The sequence below is a fragment of the Sphingobium sp. AP49 genome (assembly GCF_000281715.2).
Classification (GTDB): Bacteria; Pseudomonadota; Alphaproteobacteria; order Sphingomonadales; family Sphingomonadaceae; genus Sphingobium.
Genome location: NZ_CP124576.1, coordinates 1,794,441 through 1,810,477, shown reverse-complemented (window position 1 = coordinate 1,810,477; position 16,037 = coordinate 1,794,441). Strand labels below are relative to the sequence as shown.

Genomic DNA, 16,037 nt, shown 5'->3' with positions numbered 1-16,037 from the left:
GGGGGCCGTCCCGAAGGACGCCCCCCTCATCTCTGGGTTGGGATCGGACGTCAGCGTGGCGCCGCCACCACCACATATTGGACCGATGACCCGACATATTGTGGCTGGTACCAGGTGCTGCCGCATTGCGAATAGCTCGCGCCGCTGACCACCACCGTGGTGCAACTGGGGGGGACGCTGCGCACGATCGACCCGATCGCCGCCGCCGTGACCGTCACCGCCGCCGCCGTTGCGACCGGGTGCCAATGATCGTCCCAATCGTCATGATAGTCATGACCATAATAGCCACCGCCACCGTTCACATTGACGTTGCGGTTGATGTTCACGTTATTGTTGTTGATGTTGGTCCGGTTGCCGCTGTTGATGTTGGCACGATTGCCGCCATGGTTGACGCTGGTAGGCGCGTTGCTGCGCACGCCCGGGCGGCCGCCGCCGCCAGCCGGCCGTGCCGCAGCGCCACCCCCGGCAGGCCGTGACGGCCGAGCGCCGCCACCTCCGGCAGGTCGTGACGGCCGAGCGCCACCGCCACGCTGACGCGGCGGAGCGGCCTGGGCGCTGGCTGGCACAAAAACGGCCAGTAACAGACCTGCGGTGGGTAAGCTGGTCATCGCCATGGGCTGGGACATCAGGGCCAGGGATGCAAGCGCAGCCAGGCTGGAGGTGGGGCGGCTCATTTCGCATCTCCCTTGCTCAGATCGACCAGTTTGATCTCATGCGCATCGGCGGGCGCAGTGAAGGCCAGATCGGCCGCACTGGGCCGGGCGCTGGTGTCCCAGTGCAGCACGGCCGTATATTGCGGCATCGACGGATCGGTTGTGTCGGTGATGACAATCTTGCAGGGCAGTTGGCCTGCATCATCGATCCATATCTGCCAGTCGACCTTTTCCTGGCGGAAGGCATAGTGGGTGCAGGTACGGCTATCGATTTTTTCCGGGCGGATGACATAGCCTGACTTGATCCGCGTCCGCAGCGTCTGATCCGTGCCCCAGGTGAACAGGTCCGCCAGCGGCAGTTCGATGCCGAAATTGGTCTTCAACTTGTCCAGCGCCTGGCCGATCGATCCACTAACCGGGACCGTGGCATAATAATTCAGGCGCGGAGCCAGCACAGTGAACTTGCCGCCGCCGAAATAATAATCCCGATTCTGGATATCAGACACGGCGGAAATCTTGAATGCGTCGGGGCGATGTGCCTGCACATCCACCGTTCCGCCGAACTGCAGCTTCTGGCCGGTATCAAGCACCTGTTCGGTGGTCACGTCCGATTTCAGTGAAAAGGCAGGCAGCGCCAACAACGCCGCGTTCATCTTGTCCATCGCAGCCATGGCGCCCGGTTCGATACCGGTCGTGGGCGCTGTCTGGGCATTGGCCGTCGAACCGGCACACAACAGCAGGGGCAGACAAAAATATTGTATCCTGAAGGTCATGGCATACTCCTATCCACCAGGGCGGCGGTCGATCCGCATCCTCACCGGCTCGCCCGGCGCACGTCATGGCCGGGTTCCGCCGGCGCCATCCACTCAGCCTGGGCCGCATGCCGAAGCATTACGGCGGGCCACATGACATGGCGGCATCTCCCTTCCATCGCCGACTATCGCCTTTCCATCGATGCCGCCCATCGGGATAAGTTCGGAGTTCGGTGCGTTTCTTCCCGTGGCGCGCCCGAGGTCATCGGGATGGAGCATCGGGCGGAAAGTGCAGTCCTTCTTTCCGCCCGATGCACCTGACCGTGCCGTAACATCGGTCACCCCTTGGGCCGGCTCTCGCCGGCCGGCTGGTTGGAGCTACAGGGCCATAGGGAGGCTGCACACACTCCCGATCCCTGCACGCTACAGGGCCTGGGTCCGCCGCGCCAATCGGGAATTGCCCCGATATCGAAACGCGGGCATCGCACGATGCGCCCGCTCCATTCCCGGGTAAAATGCCGATGGACGCATTCCCAGTGAAGGACATAGTCTGTCCGTGCACATGGGGAGGGCCGTATCGTGGAAATCTGGCTCAAGGAACTGTCCAGCTATGCCGCGCTCCTGATGGAGATCGTGGTCGTGATTCTGGTTCTGCTCGGCGGAATCCGTGCCGTTATCGACCTTGCCAGCGCCATGTTTCATCGGGGCATGAGCACGTCCAAGGCCCGGTTCATCTGGGTGCGTTTCGCCACCGCCATATTATTGGCGCTGGAGTTCGCGCTCGGCGCCGATATCATCCGCACCGCCGTCGCCCCGACCTGGGATGATATCGGCCAACTGGCGGCCATCGCCGCAATCCGCACGGGTCTCGGCTTCTTCCTTGGCCGCGATATCGAGGTATTTTCCGAGGGCGAGAAAGTCGGCATCCTGGATGATTGACATGGCCGCGCCGTCTTCGGTCAATTTTCGGTCGATCTAGGGGATTCTCTGGATCGCGCTTCACCATGCAGCGGCCATACTTATCCGCACGGGCACCCGGTGTCCCGATATGTCGTGCCCGATCCGCCTGATGGAGTGTCGCTCATGAATGCCAAGAAGCCCTATCTGCCAGAGGATCTCGGCGAAAAGCGCACCATCATGGCCGCAGATCGCACATTGATGGCCTGGATACGGACATCCTTGTCGATGCTGAGCTTTGGCTTCACCATCTACAAATTCCTCGACACCGCTACGCAACAGGCCGGCAATCCTCAGTCGACCAGCCCTCAGCATATCGGCCTGTTTCTGTGCGCCATGGGTACGCTGGCAATCCTGCTGGGAACGCTGGGCTATTGGATGACCCTGGGCGATCTCAACCGGGTCGAGCAATTCCGGCTGGGACGGCCCGTGCTGCTGATGGCACTCATCATGTGTGTCGCCGGCATCGCCCTGTTCGTCAGCATTGCGACGCGGATCGTCTAGGCCCATGATGTCAGTAATCAGACAAGGGAGCAACGGGTGACAGTGCAATCCAGTCCGGCCAATGCCAGTGAAACCGCCGCGCCCGAAGGCATGGTCCATATTCCCGGCGGCCGCTTCATCATGGGATCCGACCGCCATTATCCCGAGGAAGCCCCTGCCCATCCGGTCCAGGTCGATGGCTTCTGGATGGATGCCACGCCCGTCACGAACCGGGACTATCGCCGCTTCGTCGAGGCGACCGGCCATGTGACTTCGGCGCAGATATCACCCGATCCTGCCGACTATCCCGGTGCCTTGCCCGAGATGCTGCGGCCCGCATCACTCGTGTTCATGCCGACCCCCAAGCCGGTGCCGCTCAACGACTGGAGCCAGTGGTGGCGTTATGTGTTCGACGCTGATTGGCAGCATCCGCTAGGCCCTGACAGTTCGGTCGCCGCGATCGACGATCATCCCGTGGTGCATGTCAATTATGCCGATGCCATCGCCTATGCCGCCTGGGCCGGCAAGGCGTTGCCAACCGAGGCGGAATGGGAATTTGCCGCGCGCGGCGGTTTTGATGGTCTGGAATATGCCTGGGGCGACGAACTGATGCCCGACGGCAAGGCACTGGCGAATTTCTGGCAGGGCGCCTTTCCAGCCGAAAATCTGCTGATCGACGGCTATGAACGGACATCGCCAGTCGGCCATTACCCCGCCAACGGCTATGGCTTGCACGACATGATCGGCAATGTCTGGGAGTGGACAGAGGATTTCTACGCTGCCCGACACCAGGCCGATCCTGCCCGCCCGTGCTGCGCACCGCGCAATCCGCGCAACGACGCCAGCGATGGCAGCTATGATCCACAGCAGCCGCAGATCCGCATTCCGCGCAAGGTGCTCAAGGGCGGATCGCATCTATGCGCCCCCAATTACTGCCAGCGTTATCGACCCGCCGCGCGCCACGCCCAGCCGGTCGATACGTCGACCAGCCATATCGGCTTTCGTTGCGTGATCCGACCATCCTGAGCCGGAAAGCCTATCGGGGCACAACAAGGAAAAGGCGCCGCGCATATCATGCGCGGCGCCTTTTCCTTGTTGTGCCTGCAAGATCCCTTAGAAGCCCGCCTGCAGGAACACCGCCGGACCACTGAAGCGATATTGCAGCCGGCCGGCCCAGCGCTCCTTGTCGACATCGACGCGATAATTGACATAGCGCCACATCGCTCCGATCCCGACATTCTTGGCAAAGCGCCAAGTCACCGCCGCTTCTCCATTGAGCAGCCGCCCCTTATAATCGTCGATCTTGAGCGACAGATAATCGGCGCGCGCGCTGAGCGTCACGTCGGGCGCGATCCGTTGTGCGCCGAACAGGCCCAATGTCGGGAGCGGGGCCAATACATCGCGCTTGCGCTGTTGGGCGCTGATCCCGGCCTCTCCCACCCGTGCTTCGCCATCCAGTTGCAGATCGAACTTGGTCGCATGCAGACCGAGCGCCGCGCCCAGGCGGGTGTTAGGCTTGTTGATGAAGGAATAACCGAAAGTCGCACGATAGATGGTCGAATCGAAGCTTGTGTCCATTCGTACGCCGGCCGGATAGACTACGTCATCAAAGCTGATATCGCGCGAAATCTGTTTCTCCCCGCTGCGGCTGAGCGAATAATATTCCGCCATCAGCGACCAGTTATGCCCCAGCCTTATACCTGCCGAAACCTGTGGCAGGACCTTGTGCTTGTCGAGGTTGAGATCGGATTCCATATCGATCGACGTACCGCCGTCCGGATTGGATGCAGGGGCCACCCGGACCTTCGACGTGACCGAGGGCATATACCCCCCCACCTCTAGCCAATATTTATCATCGAGCGACTGGGCATATCCCGGTGCAGCCCAGCCACCTGCTACCAGAACCAGCAAAGCTGTGATCGTGCTGCGACGACAGTTCATGTCTTTACCTCCCAATGCACACGGGATGGCTGGCGATTCGAGATCAGCCGCACATCCTGAACCGGCACTGTGACGATCCTTCTGCCAATTGGGCATCAGGGTAAGTTTGGAGATGAAGACGTAATGATGCCGGTTTTGCCGTTGATCTGCGATTCGGCGATCGTTGACATCAAGTGATGGCATCTTGCCCACCAGATCGCAGCAACGATTCGGTACCATCAGCCTACAGCGATTTCACCCCGATTTACGCCGCCCGCATCCGGGACGACTCAGGCCTTCGCCTCGGGGTTTACCCGGGCGAAATCCCAGCGACCGCCCGTTTGGCCCATTGGCGATGCTCGCGCACGCATCCATACCAGAGCGGAAACACGAATAGTAAAAGACTGCCGCCCGGCACTGCAGGGACAACAAAATTCATGCTTTTGTCATGAAATTTTCAAACCATCGCCGTTATAGGGAATTCACGTATCTGCCTCGACAAAAGGTGGCTGTCTCAATGCGCGAAAATGGCGCGATGCGATGCGCACACTCCTAGGGGTTTCTTCCTATTGCTACGGATTATTCCCGACCGTAAGGTTACGGATAACAGGGTCGCCTTATACATAGCGGAAATGCGTCCGGGATTTCCCGGCGTTAACTGTGCCCAACGTCAAATCGACTGCCACGCTGACATCGTTGGCAAGCGATTTTTCTGGGGTATGCTTGTGAGGGAAACGTCATGTTCGAACCAAATCAAGCGGGGGCTTCGTTCCAGATATCCACATCCCATCCTATCAATGACGATGATGGGATGGGCGCGGTCATAGCCTTGCCGCTATCGACATCGTCGCACGCCCGGGGGGGCATGCGCGATGAGGTTCAACGGCTGATCGACGTGGTGCCAGTCAAGATTGTCGTGCTGGACGGCAATGATCATATTCTCGCGTTCAACAATCCTTGCGAACCCTATCTCTGCGCCGTCGGACTGGATGCGCAGGCGACGATCGGGAAATGCTATTTCGATCTCAATCATGCGTTCAAGGCCAGCCCGGCTGACACGGACGCCATTCGGCGCCACCTGGCGCTGCTGCGGAAAGGCGGCAAGGCCTTTTCCTATCCCATCCGCTTTCATCTGCGCGGTCAGGATATCCATATGATCATACATGGCGACCGGTTACCCGGTGACGACCAGTTGATCATCATCAGCCATCTTGACGATGAGGATCCCGAAAGCGAGTCGATGGACCGCCGCCGCTACCATCTGTCGATGCTGCTCGCCGAAGAGGAAGAGCGCAAGCGGATCGCACGCGAGCTGCATGACGAGACCTTCCAGCAGTTGGCGCTGATCCAGTTCAACCTGCTGACGGTACGCAGCACCAATATGACCAGCGAGGCCGCCGACGCCTATCGCGCAATGGAAGTGTCGCTCAAGGCCATCCAGGATCAGATCAAGACATTGAGCTACATCCTGCACCCGCCGGAACTGGCCGAGGACGGGATCGAGGCGGCCTTGAGCAATTTTTCCCGGGGCTTCGCGCGTCGATCCGGCCTGTTCGTCGAATTCCGCAACCTCGCTGGTCGGATCAAGCGCTGCCCCGACATGGAAATCGCCTTCTATCGCGTGGCGCAGGAAGCATTGGCCAATGTCTACAAACATGCCAATGCCAATCATGTGGTTGTCCGCCTGCGGCGTAGCAGGCAGGATCTGTTCATCGAAATCGAGGATGACGGCCGGGGTGTGCCGGAGCATGTGATCAACGGCCAGGGACGAGACATTGTCGGTGTCGGGCTGTCAGGGATGCGCGAGCGCATCGCCGCGCTGGCTGGCTATCTGGAGGTCCGTCGCACGGGAACGGGCACGCTGGTCATCGCCCGAATCCCTCGGCGCCGACCGGGTGACTGGTGATCTTATCGGAGATCGTCGATATGGCTAGCCCCTGCCCCGTGCAGGGTGCCGATCCCCCGCCGAGACTGGTCAACCAGATTTGGCGGGGCGGGTCCGGGTCTATGCTATGGCGGCGACGCGCTTGGGCTGCCGCTCGCATTTCGTCGCGTAATCCATTCTACCGAACCGACTGGTCCTGCCCTATGCGGCCGATGGGATCGGTCGTTCCGGCCATGACATCCGACCTGGCCGGCCGCCCTTGACCGCCCCTGTCCTACGCCGCTAGCCCGGGCTATACTGATTGCATCTCATAACAATATGTCCCACTGGCGTTCGGAAATTGCCGAATGTGCGGGAAAAGTGCGAAGTTAAGCGAAATATGTCCAATCATCAGATCCATGTCATCGGCGGCGGCCTCGCCGGTTCGGAAGCCGCCTGGCAGCTCGCCCAGGCCGGCATCAAGGTCCGCCTGTCGGAAATGCGCGGGACCGGAGAGATGACCCCGGCGCACCAGACCGATGGCCTGGCCGAACTGGTCTGCTCCAACAGTTTCCGTTCCGATGATGCGGACAAGAATGCCGTGGGCCTGCTGCATCAGGAAATGCGGCGTCTCGGCTCGCTGATCATGGACCGCGCCGAACCGGCCAAGGTGCCGGCCGGCTCCGCCCTGGCGGTCGACCGCGATGTCTTTTCCGACGGCGTCACCCGCGCGCTCGCCGAACATCCCAATGTCGAGATCGTACGCGAACGGATCGACAGGTTGCCGACGCAAGGCATGACCATCGTCGCCACCGGGCCGCTGACCGCCGCCGCGCTGGCCAGCAGCATCGGCGAAGCGGCCGGCATGGAGCATCTCGCCTTCTTCGACGCGATCGCGCCGGTCATCCATTTCGACAGCATCAACATGGACGAATGCTGGATGGCCAATCGCTGGGACAAGATCGGCCCCGGCGGTGGCGAGGGCAAGGACTATATCAACTGCCCGATGAACAAGGAGCAGTATCAGGCCTTCGTCCAGGGGCTGCTCGACGGCGAAAAGACCGAGTTCAAGGAATGGGAGGCCACCCCCCCCTATTTCGAGGGCTGCATGCCGATCGAGGTGATGGCCTCGCGCGGGCCGGAAACGCTGCGCCATGGTCCGATGAAGCCGATGGGGCTCGACAATCCCAAGACCGGCCGCTGGCCCTATGCCGTGGTCCAGCTGCGCCAGGACAATGCGTCGGGCACGTTATGGAACATGGTCGGTTTCCAGACCAAGCTGAAACATGGTGCCCAGGTCGAGCTGCTGCGCACCATTCCGGGCCTGGAAAAGGCCGAGTTCGCGCGGCTGGGCGGGCTGCACCGCAACACCTTCATCCAGAGCCCCAAGCTGCTCGACCCGACGCTGCGCCTGAAAAGCGCGCCCCATATCCGCTTCGCCGGGCAGATGACCGGATGCGAAGGCTATGTCGAGAGCGCCGCCATCGGCCTCATCGCCGGACGTTTCGCTGCGGCCGAGATATTGGGCCAGGATCTGGCGCCGCCGCCCGCCGACACAGCACTGGGCGCGCTGCTCGGCCATGTCACGGGCAATGTCGAGACCGCCGACTATCAGCCGATGAACGTCAATTTCGGTCTTTTCCCGACGCTGGACGACGTCAAGAAGAAGCAGCGCAAGGAAGCCTATACCGCCCGCGCCCGCGCCTCCTTCGGTCGCTGGCTGGGTGAGGTGGTGGAACCGGCCTGACCCTTCCGGGACAGGCTCAGCATTTGCAGCGCGGTTTCGCCGCCCGCTTCGGCGCGGTGGTGGCGAATTCGGCCGGGGTCAGCTTGCCGTCCTTGTCGACATCGGCCCCGGCAAAGCGGTCGGCCGTCGCCACCGCCCATTCCTCGAATGACAGGAGATTATCCTTGTTCGTGTCGAGCTGTTTGAACGCTGCCGTCCGGCTGCCGAGCATTTCGATCCGGCTGATGATGCCATCGCGATTGCGGTCATAACGGGCGAAGCGCTTTTCCTCGCGGCTCTGTGGGCTAGCCTCGCCCGGCATTGGCGGCGCCTCCCCTACCGCATCGGGATCGCCTTCAGGCAATGCCTCGTTCGCTGGCGGCGGCGGTGGCGCGAGCAAGGCCTTGGGCGGTGGCTCGTTGGTCGCCCGCCCTTGCCACCAGAACAGGCCGGCCGCGACCAGCAGCAACGCGCCCATGCCCCCCGCCAGCAACCGTCCCATCGCCCGCTCCGCCATTTGTGACGGCAGCGAACCTATCGCGATCGGCTAGCGTCCGACAAGCGCGATCCGCATCAGCCGCCAGGCCATGGCGCGCGTCAGCCCGACCGACGCCCGCTGCCCCCGCTCGACATCGTGCCGCGCCAGCAGATAGGCGATGCGCAGCGGCTTCCACGCCTTGGGCCACATGGGATCGCCGACCTGCGGCAACAGATCGCGGGCCAGGCCGATGGCGGCTTCGGCCAGGGCCGCGTCTCCGCTATGGGCGGACAGATCCCACAGCGCCCAGATCTTGCCCGCTGCGACCAGCCAGTCCGGCGTATCGGCCACATCGGCCAGCGCCTGGAACAGCCCGCCGCCACGCCCGGCGGCATAATCCCGCAAGCCGGTGAGATCGATCTCCGGCTCCACCACCAGCACTTCCCAGCCATCCAGCATTGCCGGGATCCCAGGTGCCCCCAGTGCCCCAATCACCCGCAGCCGATCCACGACCGGCTCGCCCTGCCCCTTGACGCCCTGCGCATCGGTGACGACGCCCAGCCACCAGGCCAGACGCATCTGCCCGATCGCCGGATCGCTGGTGGTTCGCGCAATTTGCGCAAAACGCTGGTCGAGCGCCCAGAGCGCCCGATGGCGTTCGGCAAACCGGCCCGCATGCCCTGAAAGCAGGCGTGCCAGCGGCGGCAGGCCGTCTTCAGGCACCGTCATTTCGATCCCGATCTAAAAATGGCTTATCAATCCTTTAACCAAGCTTCGCATATAGATTCTAACCAGTCGTGCCGCATGGGTAACAAGGTGCCCTGTCCAGATTTTTGGGGGGAAGCGGGCGACATGGGTGATGCGGAACATGGGCAATCAGATCAAGTGCGCGATGACGTTTCTCGGCCGGCTACGCCGTAACCAGGCGGGCAATACGCTTGCCATGGTGGCGGCCGCCATCCTTCCTCTGGCCGGCCTGATCGGCGGCGGGGTGGATATGAGCCGCGCCTATATGGTGCGCGCTCGCCTGCAGCAGGCCTGCGACGCTGCCGCGCTGGCTGGCCGCCGCGCGATGACCACGGCATCGATGACAGACAGCGACAAGACCGAAGCGAAGAAATTCTTCGACTTCAACTTCCCGCAAAATACGTTCGGCGCCGCAGATTTCACCCCCACCATCCAGAGCAAGCCAGGCGAAACCACCACGGTCCAGGTGTCGGCCGCCACGACCATTCCCACCACCATCATGCGCATCTTCGGCGTCCAGACGCTGGCGCTCTCGGTCAACTGCGATTCGCGCTTCGACATCGGCAATACCGACGTCATGCTGGTGCTCGATACGACCGGGTCGATGAAGGATAGCATTTCGAACGGTTCGGGAGGCTCGTCAACGAAGCTTGCCGCGTTGCAACAGGCCGTGAAGGATTTCTACGACACATTAGGTCCAGGTTCGGATAGCACCGGCCGAATTCGCTATGGATTCATGCCTTACAGCAGCACCGTCAATGTCGGCAAGCTGCTACCGGCCAGCTATGTCCTGGGCGGCACGACCGGCGAAACTTGGAAATACCAGACCCGCCAGGGCAAATATGATGGCTATAATACGACCTCGGATTCGGGCAGCTGGACCTATAAATCCGGCACCGCCACCAACGGTAGCGGCAATACTACTGGCACGAGTAGCAATAACTGCGCGGCCATTCCGAGCGACAACGCCACCCAAGCCACCAATTCATCAACCTCTTCGAGCACCGATGCCAACGGCGTCATCACTACAACTGTCACCTATACGCGCACAACAAATGGCAGCACCTACGCAAAGAACGGCTCTTGCACTGGCAGCAGGAGTAACGGTTATAAGCAATATTATACATCCGTCACTTATGCCAACTATGTTGAAACCAAGACTGACAAGACCGTGCAGACGCCGAAATGGGTCTGGACCTACAATCAGTATGATGTCGATGTGACCGGCTTTGCCAGCGGCAAGGCAACAGCCAACCCTGCGTATAGCGTGAACGACAATAGCGCTGGTCTTTCGCCTACTTCGACCTGGAGCGGCTGCATTGAGGAACGCGATACCGACAGCACGATCACTAAAGACACATCGACGGCTTCGATTCCAAGCGGTGCCTATGACTTGCAAATCGATGCGTTGCCCAGCAGCACAGAAACCAAATGGCGTCCCCATTGGCCTGACATCATATTTTCGCGCAGCAGCACGGCGAGTTCGACAAGTGGCAATTGGCTAAATAGCGCCAGCAACATCAGCAACGGCTGGGTTGCCTGTCCATCAGAAGCCCGGAAGCTGACATCCTATGCCAGCCGAACCGCAGTTCCCACCGGTCAGACGAGCAGCTATGACAGCTATGTGAATAGCTTGGTTGCCATCGGCGGCACCTATCACGACACAGGTATGATCTGGGGCGCCCGCTTCCTTTCGCCGACCGGCATCTTCGCCAGCGACAACGGCGCTGCCCCTAACGGCTTCAACGTCTCGCGCCATATCGTCTTCATGACCGATGGAACCATGAGCGCCTATTCGGCCGTCTATGGCGCGTGGGGCTATCAAGCGCTTGATAGACGGGATGCTCCGTCCAGCATCAACGATACCGACCTGACAGCAATCCATAAGCGTCGTCTGGAAATGATGTGTAATGCGATCAAATCCAAGGGCATCGTCATCTGGGTCATCGGCTTCAGCGACAAGGATGTGATGGGCACTGAACTGCAGAATTGCGCCAGCAGTGCCAATCATTGGAGCATGAACTACACCGCAGCAGATCTGAAAACGACCTTCCAGAATATCGCCAAGAATATTGGCGGCCTGAGGCTCTCCAATTGAGCCGGCGGCACGCCTTTGCGCAGCGGCTGCGCGATAATGCGCGCGGTGCGACCCTGATGGAGTTCGGGCTGATCGCCACCCCATTATGCCTGTTCATCATGGGGATTGGCGATTTGGGCTATCAATCCTACCTGCGGGCAGTGACCCAGGGGGTGCTGGATCGCGCCGGCCGAGCGGCTTCGGTCGGCACGCTCAACAGCACCCAGATCGATGCCTATATCGATGCCCAGATGCAGGCCATCAACACCAAGAACGGCACCACTTCGGTGATCAAGAAGAGCTATTATAACTTTTCCCGCGTCGGCAAGGCGGAAAAGATCACCAGCGATACCGCACCGCTTGGCACCTATAATAGCGGCGACTGTTTCGAGGACTCCAATGGCAACGGTACGTACGATGCCGAAGGCGGTGTGACCGGCCTGGGCGGCGCGGACGACATCGTCTTCTATCAAGTCACTGTCTCGATGCCCCGCCTGTTCCCGATGGCAAAGCTGCTCGGCTGGAGCACGACGCAAAGCGCTACCGCCAACGCCACCATCCGCAACCAGCCCTGGTCCAACCAGGCCACCCCTGCGACGATCTGCAAATGACAATCCCCCGCCTATTTCCATCGCGCTGCATGCGCCGGCTACGCGACGATCAATCAGGTCTCGCCCTCATAGAGTTCGCCTACTCGCTGCCGGTCCTGATGGTCCTGTGCATGGGCGGCCTCGAAATCGCCAATCTGGCAATGGCCCATATGCGCGTCAGCCAGATCGCGATGCTCGTCGCCGACAATGCCTCGCGCGAACGCACCTCGATCGACGAGGGGGACATCAACGAGATTTTCACAGGGGCTGAACTGGCAGGCAGCAATCTCAGGAATTTCAAGGCCAACACCCGCATCTTCCTGTCGGACCTGGAACCCAATGGGCAGACCGGCACCAATGAGGGGCAATATATTCGCTGGCAGCGCTGCTGGGGCGGCGGCAGCTTCACTTCCAGCTATGGCAAGGCTGGCGACGGCACGTCCACTGCAGCCTTGAAAGATGGCCTGGGACCGACCAACGCCAAGATCAAATCCGGCAGCGGCACTGCAGTCATGTTCGTGGAAGTGGCCTACACCTATCAGCCGCTGATCTCGAACGACATCTTCGGATCGAAGGTGATCCGCTATACCAGCGCGTTCAACGTGCGAGAACGCACCGATCAGGCGATGAAAAACGCTGGCAAACTATCGACGGCGCAAACGGCCGCCTGTCCCACCTGATAGCCGATAGAAGGAAGGAAAGGCGGCCCTTTCGGACCGCCCTTCTCTTTTCTTACTTGTAGCAGACCTTCTTGGCCGCAGCGACGACGCGGGCCGCGTCGATCAACGCCAGCTTTTCGAGATTGGCGGCATAAGGCAGCGGCACATCCTCGTTCGTGACGCGCAGGACCGGGGCATCAAGGTCGTCAAAACCCTTTTCCATCACGACAGCCGCGATTTCCGACGCGATCGAGCAGGTCGGCCAGCCTTCTTCCACCACGACGAGACGATTGGTCTTCTTCAGGCTCTTCAGCACCGTCTCGGTGTCGAGCGGACGCAACGTGCGCAGATCGATCACTTCCGCGTCGATACCTTCGGCCGCCAGTTGTTCGGCCGCGTCGAGCGCCAGGCCCACGCCGATCGAATAGCTGACCAGGGTGACGTCCGCGCCGGCACGCATGATGCGCGCCTTGCCGATCGGCAGGACATAGTCCTCCACCTTGGGCACGTCGAAGCTGCGACCATAGAGAAGCTCATTCTCCAGGAACACGACCGGGTCGGTCGAGCGGATCGCAGCCTTCAGCAGGCCCTTGGCGTCCGCCGCGTCATAGGGCGCGATGACGATCAGACCGGGGACGGCCGCATACCAGGGACCGTAATTCTGGCTGTGCTGCGCGCCGACGCGGCTGGCCGCGCCGTTGGGACCACGGAACACGATCGGGCAGCGCATCTGGCCGCCGGACATGTAGTTGGTCTTCGCCGCCGAGTTGATGATGTGATCAATCGCCTGCATGGCGAAATTGAACGTCATGAACTCGATGACCGGACGCAGGCCACCCATGGCCGCGCCCGCGCCGATGCCAGCGAAGCCATATTCGGTGATCGGCGTGTCGATGACGCGCTTGGCGCCAAATTCGTCGAGCAGGCCCTGAGTCACCTTATAGGCGCCCTGATACTCGGCGACTTCCTCGCCCATCACGAAAACGCGCTCGTCCTTGCGCATTTCTTCCGCCATGGCGTCACGCAGCGCTTCGCGCACGGTCGTCTTGACGAACTCTGTGCCAGCCGGGAGGTCCGGATCCTGCACGCTCGCCCTGGCTTCCGACGCCAGCTTGGCCGTGCCACTTTCGGCCTTCTTCGGCGCTTCCTCGGCCTTGGGCGCTTCGGCAGCCGGTGCGGCGGCAGGAGCAGGCACCGCTTCGCCGCCCTCGCCCGCCATCGTGGCGATGACGGTGCCGACCTTCACGCCTTCGGTGCCTTCGGCAATCACGATCTGACCGATCTTGCCCTCGTCCACGGCCTCGAATTCCATCGTCGCCTTGTCGGTCTCGATCTCGGCGAGGATGTCGCCAGACTTCACTTCATCGCCTTCCTTCACCAGCCACTTGGCCAGCGTGCCCTCTTCCATCGTCGGCGAGAGCGCCGGCATCTTGATTTCGATACCCATTAATATTGCTCCACCAACACGTCGGTATAGAGTTCAGCCAGTTCCGGTTCGGGCGAGGTTTCGGCGAAGTCGGCGGCTTCCGCCACGACCTTGCGGATATCCTGGTCGATCACCTTGATCTCGTCTTCGCTGACGCCGGCTTCGATCAGATATTTCTTCACGCCCTCGATCGGGTCGGACTTGTCGCGCATCGCCTGCACTTCCTCGCGCGAGCGGTACTTGGCCGGATCGGACATGGAATGGCCGCGATAACGGTAGGTCTTCATTTCCAGCAGGATCGGACCATTGCCTTCCTGCACCCACTTGAGCGCTTCTTCGGTCGCGCCACGCACGGCCAGAACGTCCATGCCGTCGACCTGGATGCCGGGGATACGGAAGCTTTCGCCACGACGATAGAGCTGGTCTTCCGACGATGCGCGGTTGACGCTGGTGCCCATGGCGTACTGGTTGTTTTCGATCACGAAGATGATCGGCAGCTTCCACAGTTCGGCCATGTTGAACGATTCATAGACCTGGCCCTGGTTGGCCGCGCCGTCGCCGAAATAGGCAACGCACACGCCGCCATCGCCATTATATTTGTGCGCGAAGCCCAGACCAGCGCCCAGCGACACCTGCGCGCCGACGATACCATGACCGCCGAAGAATTTATGTTCGACGCTGAACATGTGCATCGAACCGCCCTTGCCGCGCGAGATACCCGCTTCACGGCCGGTCAGTTCGGCCATGATGACCTTGGGATCGATACCATAGGCCAGCATGTGACCATGGTCGCGATAGCCGGTGATGACGCTATCCTTGCCAGGCTTGAGCGCCGACTGGATACCGACTGCGACTGCTTCCTGACCGATATAGAGATGGCAAAAGCCGCCGATGAAGCCCAGACCATAAAGCTGGCCGGCCTTTTCCTCGAAGCGGCGGATCAACACCATCTGCCGATAGAATTCCAGCAGCTCTTCCTTGCTGGCCTTGTAGTCCGTAGGCGTTTCAGGGCGGGGACGGTTGTGGTCCGCACCGGCAGGCTCTGCGGCCTTTGCCTTTGCGCTTGCAGCGCGCGGCGTGGTTGGTTTCGCCAAGGCTATTATCCTTTTGCGTGGGTAGGATGGAAGGAAGCCCGATATGCGTCAGAGTTGCAAAGATTGCAACGGCGGACCCCACGGAATCCCGGCATAATGAATGGCTCGCGCGGAAAATCGACACCCAATGACAACGCTGTCGAAAACAGCATGCGACCGCCTGGCAACAAAATGTTGCCGCAACTCGTTTCTGCCGAATAAATGGAAAGTGCACCCCAACGAGGAAGCGATCAGTTCAACGGAACAATCACTTCGTCATGATGGATGACGCCCAACTGGCGGCGGATCAATTCGTCGGAAAGATCGGGATCGACACGGCGCGGATTGAGCAGGTCGACCCGGTTACGCAGTTCGTTGCGATGAAGCTGGACGATCTTCAGTTCCGCTTTGGCATCGCGCAACTGGCGCGAATAATCGCCCCAAGCGAGCACGCCATTGGAGCCAAGCACCACATAGCCAGCAAAGAACAGGAGCAATAGCACCGCGATTGCCGGACCAAGGGCCGACATCAACAACAGACGAAGCTTCGCGATATGCGCCATGGACTGCTTGAATCACAGGATTCGGCGGGTCGCAAGCAAAAACATACCCGATGCGACCAGCCGAATCTC

The 16,037-nt window shown here is 60.9% G+C and carries 16 protein-coding genes; 8 read left to right on the top strand and 8 right to left on the bottom strand.

Annotation, left to right across the window (positions count from 1 at the left end; all coding sequences use genetic code 11):
* Nucleotides 1–50 precede the first annotated feature (50 nt).
* Both PMI04_RS08760 and PMI04_RS08755 read right to left on the bottom strand, forming a co-directional pair.
* Complete coding sequence (locus PMI04_RS08760; protein ID WP_007712632.1) at nucleotides 51–674, bottom strand: hypothetical protein; 624 nt, start codon at nucleotides 672–674, stop codon at nucleotides 51–53.
* A complete protein-coding gene (locus PMI04_RS08755; protein WP_007712648.1) occupies nucleotides 671–1,426 on the bottom strand; it encodes a DUF2092 domain-containing protein in 756 nt (251 codons plus the stop codon). Before PMI04_RS08755 ends, PMI04_RS08760 begins: the two co-directional genes overlap by 4 nt.
* A gap of 558 nt (nucleotides 1,427–1,984) precedes the next feature.
* Between PMI04_RS08755 and PMI04_RS08750 the strand changes: the two genes are divergently transcribed.
* The 3 genes from PMI04_RS08750 to PMI04_RS08740 all read left to right on the top strand — a co-directional run bounded on the left by PMI04_RS08750 (nucleotide 1,985) and on the right by PMI04_RS08740 (nucleotide 3,871).
* The gene (locus PMI04_RS08750; RefSeq protein WP_007712649.1) at nucleotides 1,985–2,344 is read left to right on the top strand and encodes a DUF1622 domain-containing protein; all 360 of its coding nucleotides are present in this window, start codon (nucleotides 1,985–1,987) and stop codon (nucleotides 2,342–2,344) included.
* A gap of 144 nt (nucleotides 2,345–2,488) precedes the next feature.
* Nucleotides 2,489–2,866: a DUF202 domain-containing protein gene (locus tag PMI04_RS08745; RefSeq protein WP_007712651.1), complete on the top strand. Its 378-nt coding sequence runs from the start codon at nucleotides 2,489–2,491 to the stop codon at nucleotides 2,864–2,866.
* A gap of 90 nt (nucleotides 2,867–2,956) precedes the next feature.
* The gene (locus PMI04_RS08740; protein ID WP_052028094.1) at nucleotides 2,957–3,871 is read left to right on the top strand and encodes a formylglycine-generating enzyme family protein; all 915 of its coding nucleotides are present in this window, start codon (nucleotides 2,957–2,959) and stop codon (nucleotides 3,869–3,871) included.
* An 87-nt stretch (nucleotides 3,872–3,958) separates the two neighbouring features.
* On the opposite strand, the gene PMI04_RS08735 is transcribed toward PMI04_RS08740, so the two are convergent.
* Nucleotides 3,959–4,786, bottom strand: a complete 828-nt coding sequence (locus PMI04_RS08735; RefSeq protein ID WP_007712660.1) for an outer membrane beta-barrel protein — start codon at nucleotides 4,784–4,786, stop codon at nucleotides 3,959–3,961.
* 844 nt (nucleotides 4,787–5,630) lie between these two features.
* On the opposite strand from PMI04_RS08735, the gene PMI04_RS08730 reads away from it, so the two are divergent.
* Both PMI04_RS08730 and trmFO read left to right on the top strand, forming a co-directional pair.
* Nucleotides 5,631–6,671, top strand: coding sequence for a sensor histidine kinase (locus PMI04_RS08730; protein WP_238535980.1), 1,041 nt, complete (start codon nucleotides 5,631–5,633; stop codon nucleotides 6,669–6,671).
* A 358-nt stretch (nucleotides 6,672–7,029) separates the two neighbouring features.
* On the top strand, nucleotides 7,030–8,376 hold the full coding sequence (gene trmFO, locus PMI04_RS08725; RefSeq protein ID WP_007712666.1) for a methylenetetrahydrofolate--tRNA-(uracil(54)-C(5))-methyltransferase (FADH(2)-oxidizing) TrmFO: 1,347 nt from the start codon (nucleotides 7,030–7,032) through the stop codon (nucleotides 8,374–8,376).
* A 16-nt stretch (nucleotides 8,377–8,392) separates the two neighbouring features.
* Here the strand turns inward: trmFO and PMI04_RS08720 are convergent, their stop codons facing one another.
* Both PMI04_RS08720 and PMI04_RS08715 read right to left on the bottom strand, forming a co-directional pair.
* Nucleotides 8,393–8,857: a hypothetical protein gene (locus PMI04_RS08720; protein ID WP_007712671.1), complete on the bottom strand. Its 465-nt coding sequence runs from the start codon at nucleotides 8,855–8,857 to the stop codon at nucleotides 8,393–8,395.
* A gap of 45 nt (nucleotides 8,858–8,902) precedes the next feature.
* Complete coding sequence (locus PMI04_RS08715) at nucleotides 8,903–9,562, bottom strand: hypothetical protein (protein WP_007712675.1); 660 nt, start codon at nucleotides 9,560–9,562, stop codon at nucleotides 8,903–8,905.
* Between the two features lie 139 nt (nucleotides 9,563–9,701).
* On the opposite strand from PMI04_RS08715, the gene PMI04_RS08710 reads away from it, so the two are divergent.
* From PMI04_RS08710 to PMI04_RS08700, 3 genes are read left to right on the top strand one after another with little or no spacing between them, the layout of a single operon-like run.
* Nucleotides 9,702–11,678: a TadE/TadG family type IV pilus assembly protein gene (locus PMI04_RS08710; RefSeq protein ID WP_007712678.1), complete on the top strand. Its 1,977-nt coding sequence runs from the start codon at nucleotides 9,702–9,704 to the stop codon at nucleotides 11,676–11,678.
* Entirely contained in the window at nucleotides 11,675–12,268 is a 594-nt protein-coding gene (locus PMI04_RS08705) for a TadE/TadG family type IV pilus assembly protein (RefSeq protein WP_007712681.1), read from the top strand. The genes PMI04_RS08710 and PMI04_RS08705 overlap by 4 nt, the downstream gene beginning before the upstream one ends.
* Before the next feature lie 29 nt (nucleotides 12,269–12,297).
* A complete protein-coding gene (locus tag PMI04_RS08700) occupies nucleotides 12,298–12,927 on the top strand; it encodes a TadE/TadG family type IV pilus assembly protein (protein WP_162832698.1) in 630 nt (209 codons plus the stop codon).
* A 52-nt stretch (nucleotides 12,928–12,979) separates the two neighbouring features.
* Here PMI04_RS08700 and PMI04_RS08695 read toward each other — a convergent pair whose 3' ends face one another.
* The 3 genes from PMI04_RS08695 to PMI04_RS08685 form a co-directional block, all read right to left on the bottom strand.
* Nucleotides 12,980–14,353 (bottom strand): pyruvate dehydrogenase complex E1 component subunit beta, encoded by a 1,374-nt coding sequence (locus tag PMI04_RS08695; RefSeq protein ID WP_283184872.1) that lies wholly within the window; start codon nucleotides 14,351–14,353, stop codon nucleotides 12,980–12,982.
* The gene (gene pdhA, locus PMI04_RS08690; RefSeq protein ID WP_007714639.1) at nucleotides 14,353–15,426 is read right to left on the bottom strand and encodes a pyruvate dehydrogenase (acetyl-transferring) E1 component subunit alpha; all 1,074 of its coding nucleotides are present in this window, start codon (nucleotides 15,424–15,426) and stop codon (nucleotides 14,353–14,355) included. Before pdhA ends, PMI04_RS08695 begins: the two co-directional genes overlap by 1 nt.
* Nucleotides 15,427–15,656: 230 nt before the next feature.
* Entirely contained in the window at nucleotides 15,657–15,968 is a 312-nt protein-coding gene (locus PMI04_RS08685) for a septum formation initiator family protein (RefSeq protein WP_007714642.1), read from the bottom strand.
* Between the last annotated feature and the right edge of the window lie 69 nt (nucleotides 15,969–16,037).

Coding starts and splice junctions, on each gene's coding strand:
- PMI04_RS08760 (WP_007712632.1), bottom strand. CDS start 674: ATGAGCCGCCCCACCTCCAGCCTGGCTGCGCTTGCATCCCTGGCCCTG.
- PMI04_RS08755 (WP_007712648.1), bottom strand. CDS start 1,426: ATGACCTTCAGGATACAATATTTTTGTCTGCCCCTGCTGTTGTGTGCC.
- PMI04_RS08745 (WP_007712651.1), top strand. CDS start 2,489: ATGAATGCCAAGAAGCCCTATCTGCCAGAGGATCTCGGCGAAAAGCGC.
- PMI04_RS08740 (WP_052028094.1), top strand. CDS start 2,957: ATGGTCCATATTCCCGGCGGCCGCTTCATCATGGGATCCGACCGCCAT.
- PMI04_RS08735 (WP_007712660.1), bottom strand. CDS start 4,786: ATGAACTGTCGTCGCAGCACGATCACAGCTTTGCTGGTTCTGGTAGCA.
- PMI04_RS08730 (WP_238535980.1), top strand. CDS start 5,631: ATGCGCGATGAGGTTCAACGGCTGATCGACGTGGTGCCAGTCAAGATT.
- trmFO (WP_007712666.1), top strand. CDS start 7,030: ATGTCCAATCATCAGATCCATGTCATCGGCGGCGGCCTCGCCGGTTCG.
- PMI04_RS08720 (WP_007712671.1), bottom strand. CDS start 8,857: ATGGGACGGTTGCTGGCGGGGGGCATGGGCGCGTTGCTGCTGGTCGCG.
- PMI04_RS08715 (WP_007712675.1), bottom strand. CDS start 9,562: ATGACGGTGCCTGAAGACGGCCTGCCGCCGCTGGCACGCCTGCTTTCA.
- PMI04_RS08710 (WP_007712678.1), top strand. CDS start 9,702: ATGGGCAATCAGATCAAGTGCGCGATGACGTTTCTCGGCCGGCTACGC.
- PMI04_RS08700 (WP_162832698.1), top strand. CDS start 12,298: ATGCGCCGGCTACGCGACGATCAATCAGGTCTCGCCCTCATAGAGTTC.
- PMI04_RS08695 (WP_283184872.1), bottom strand. CDS start 14,353: ATGGGTATCGAAATCAAGATGCCGGCGCTCTCGCCGACGATGGAAGAG.
- PMI04_RS08685 (WP_007714642.1), bottom strand. CDS start 15,968: ATGGCGCATATCGCGAAGCTTCGTCTGTTGTTGATGTCGGCCCTTGGT.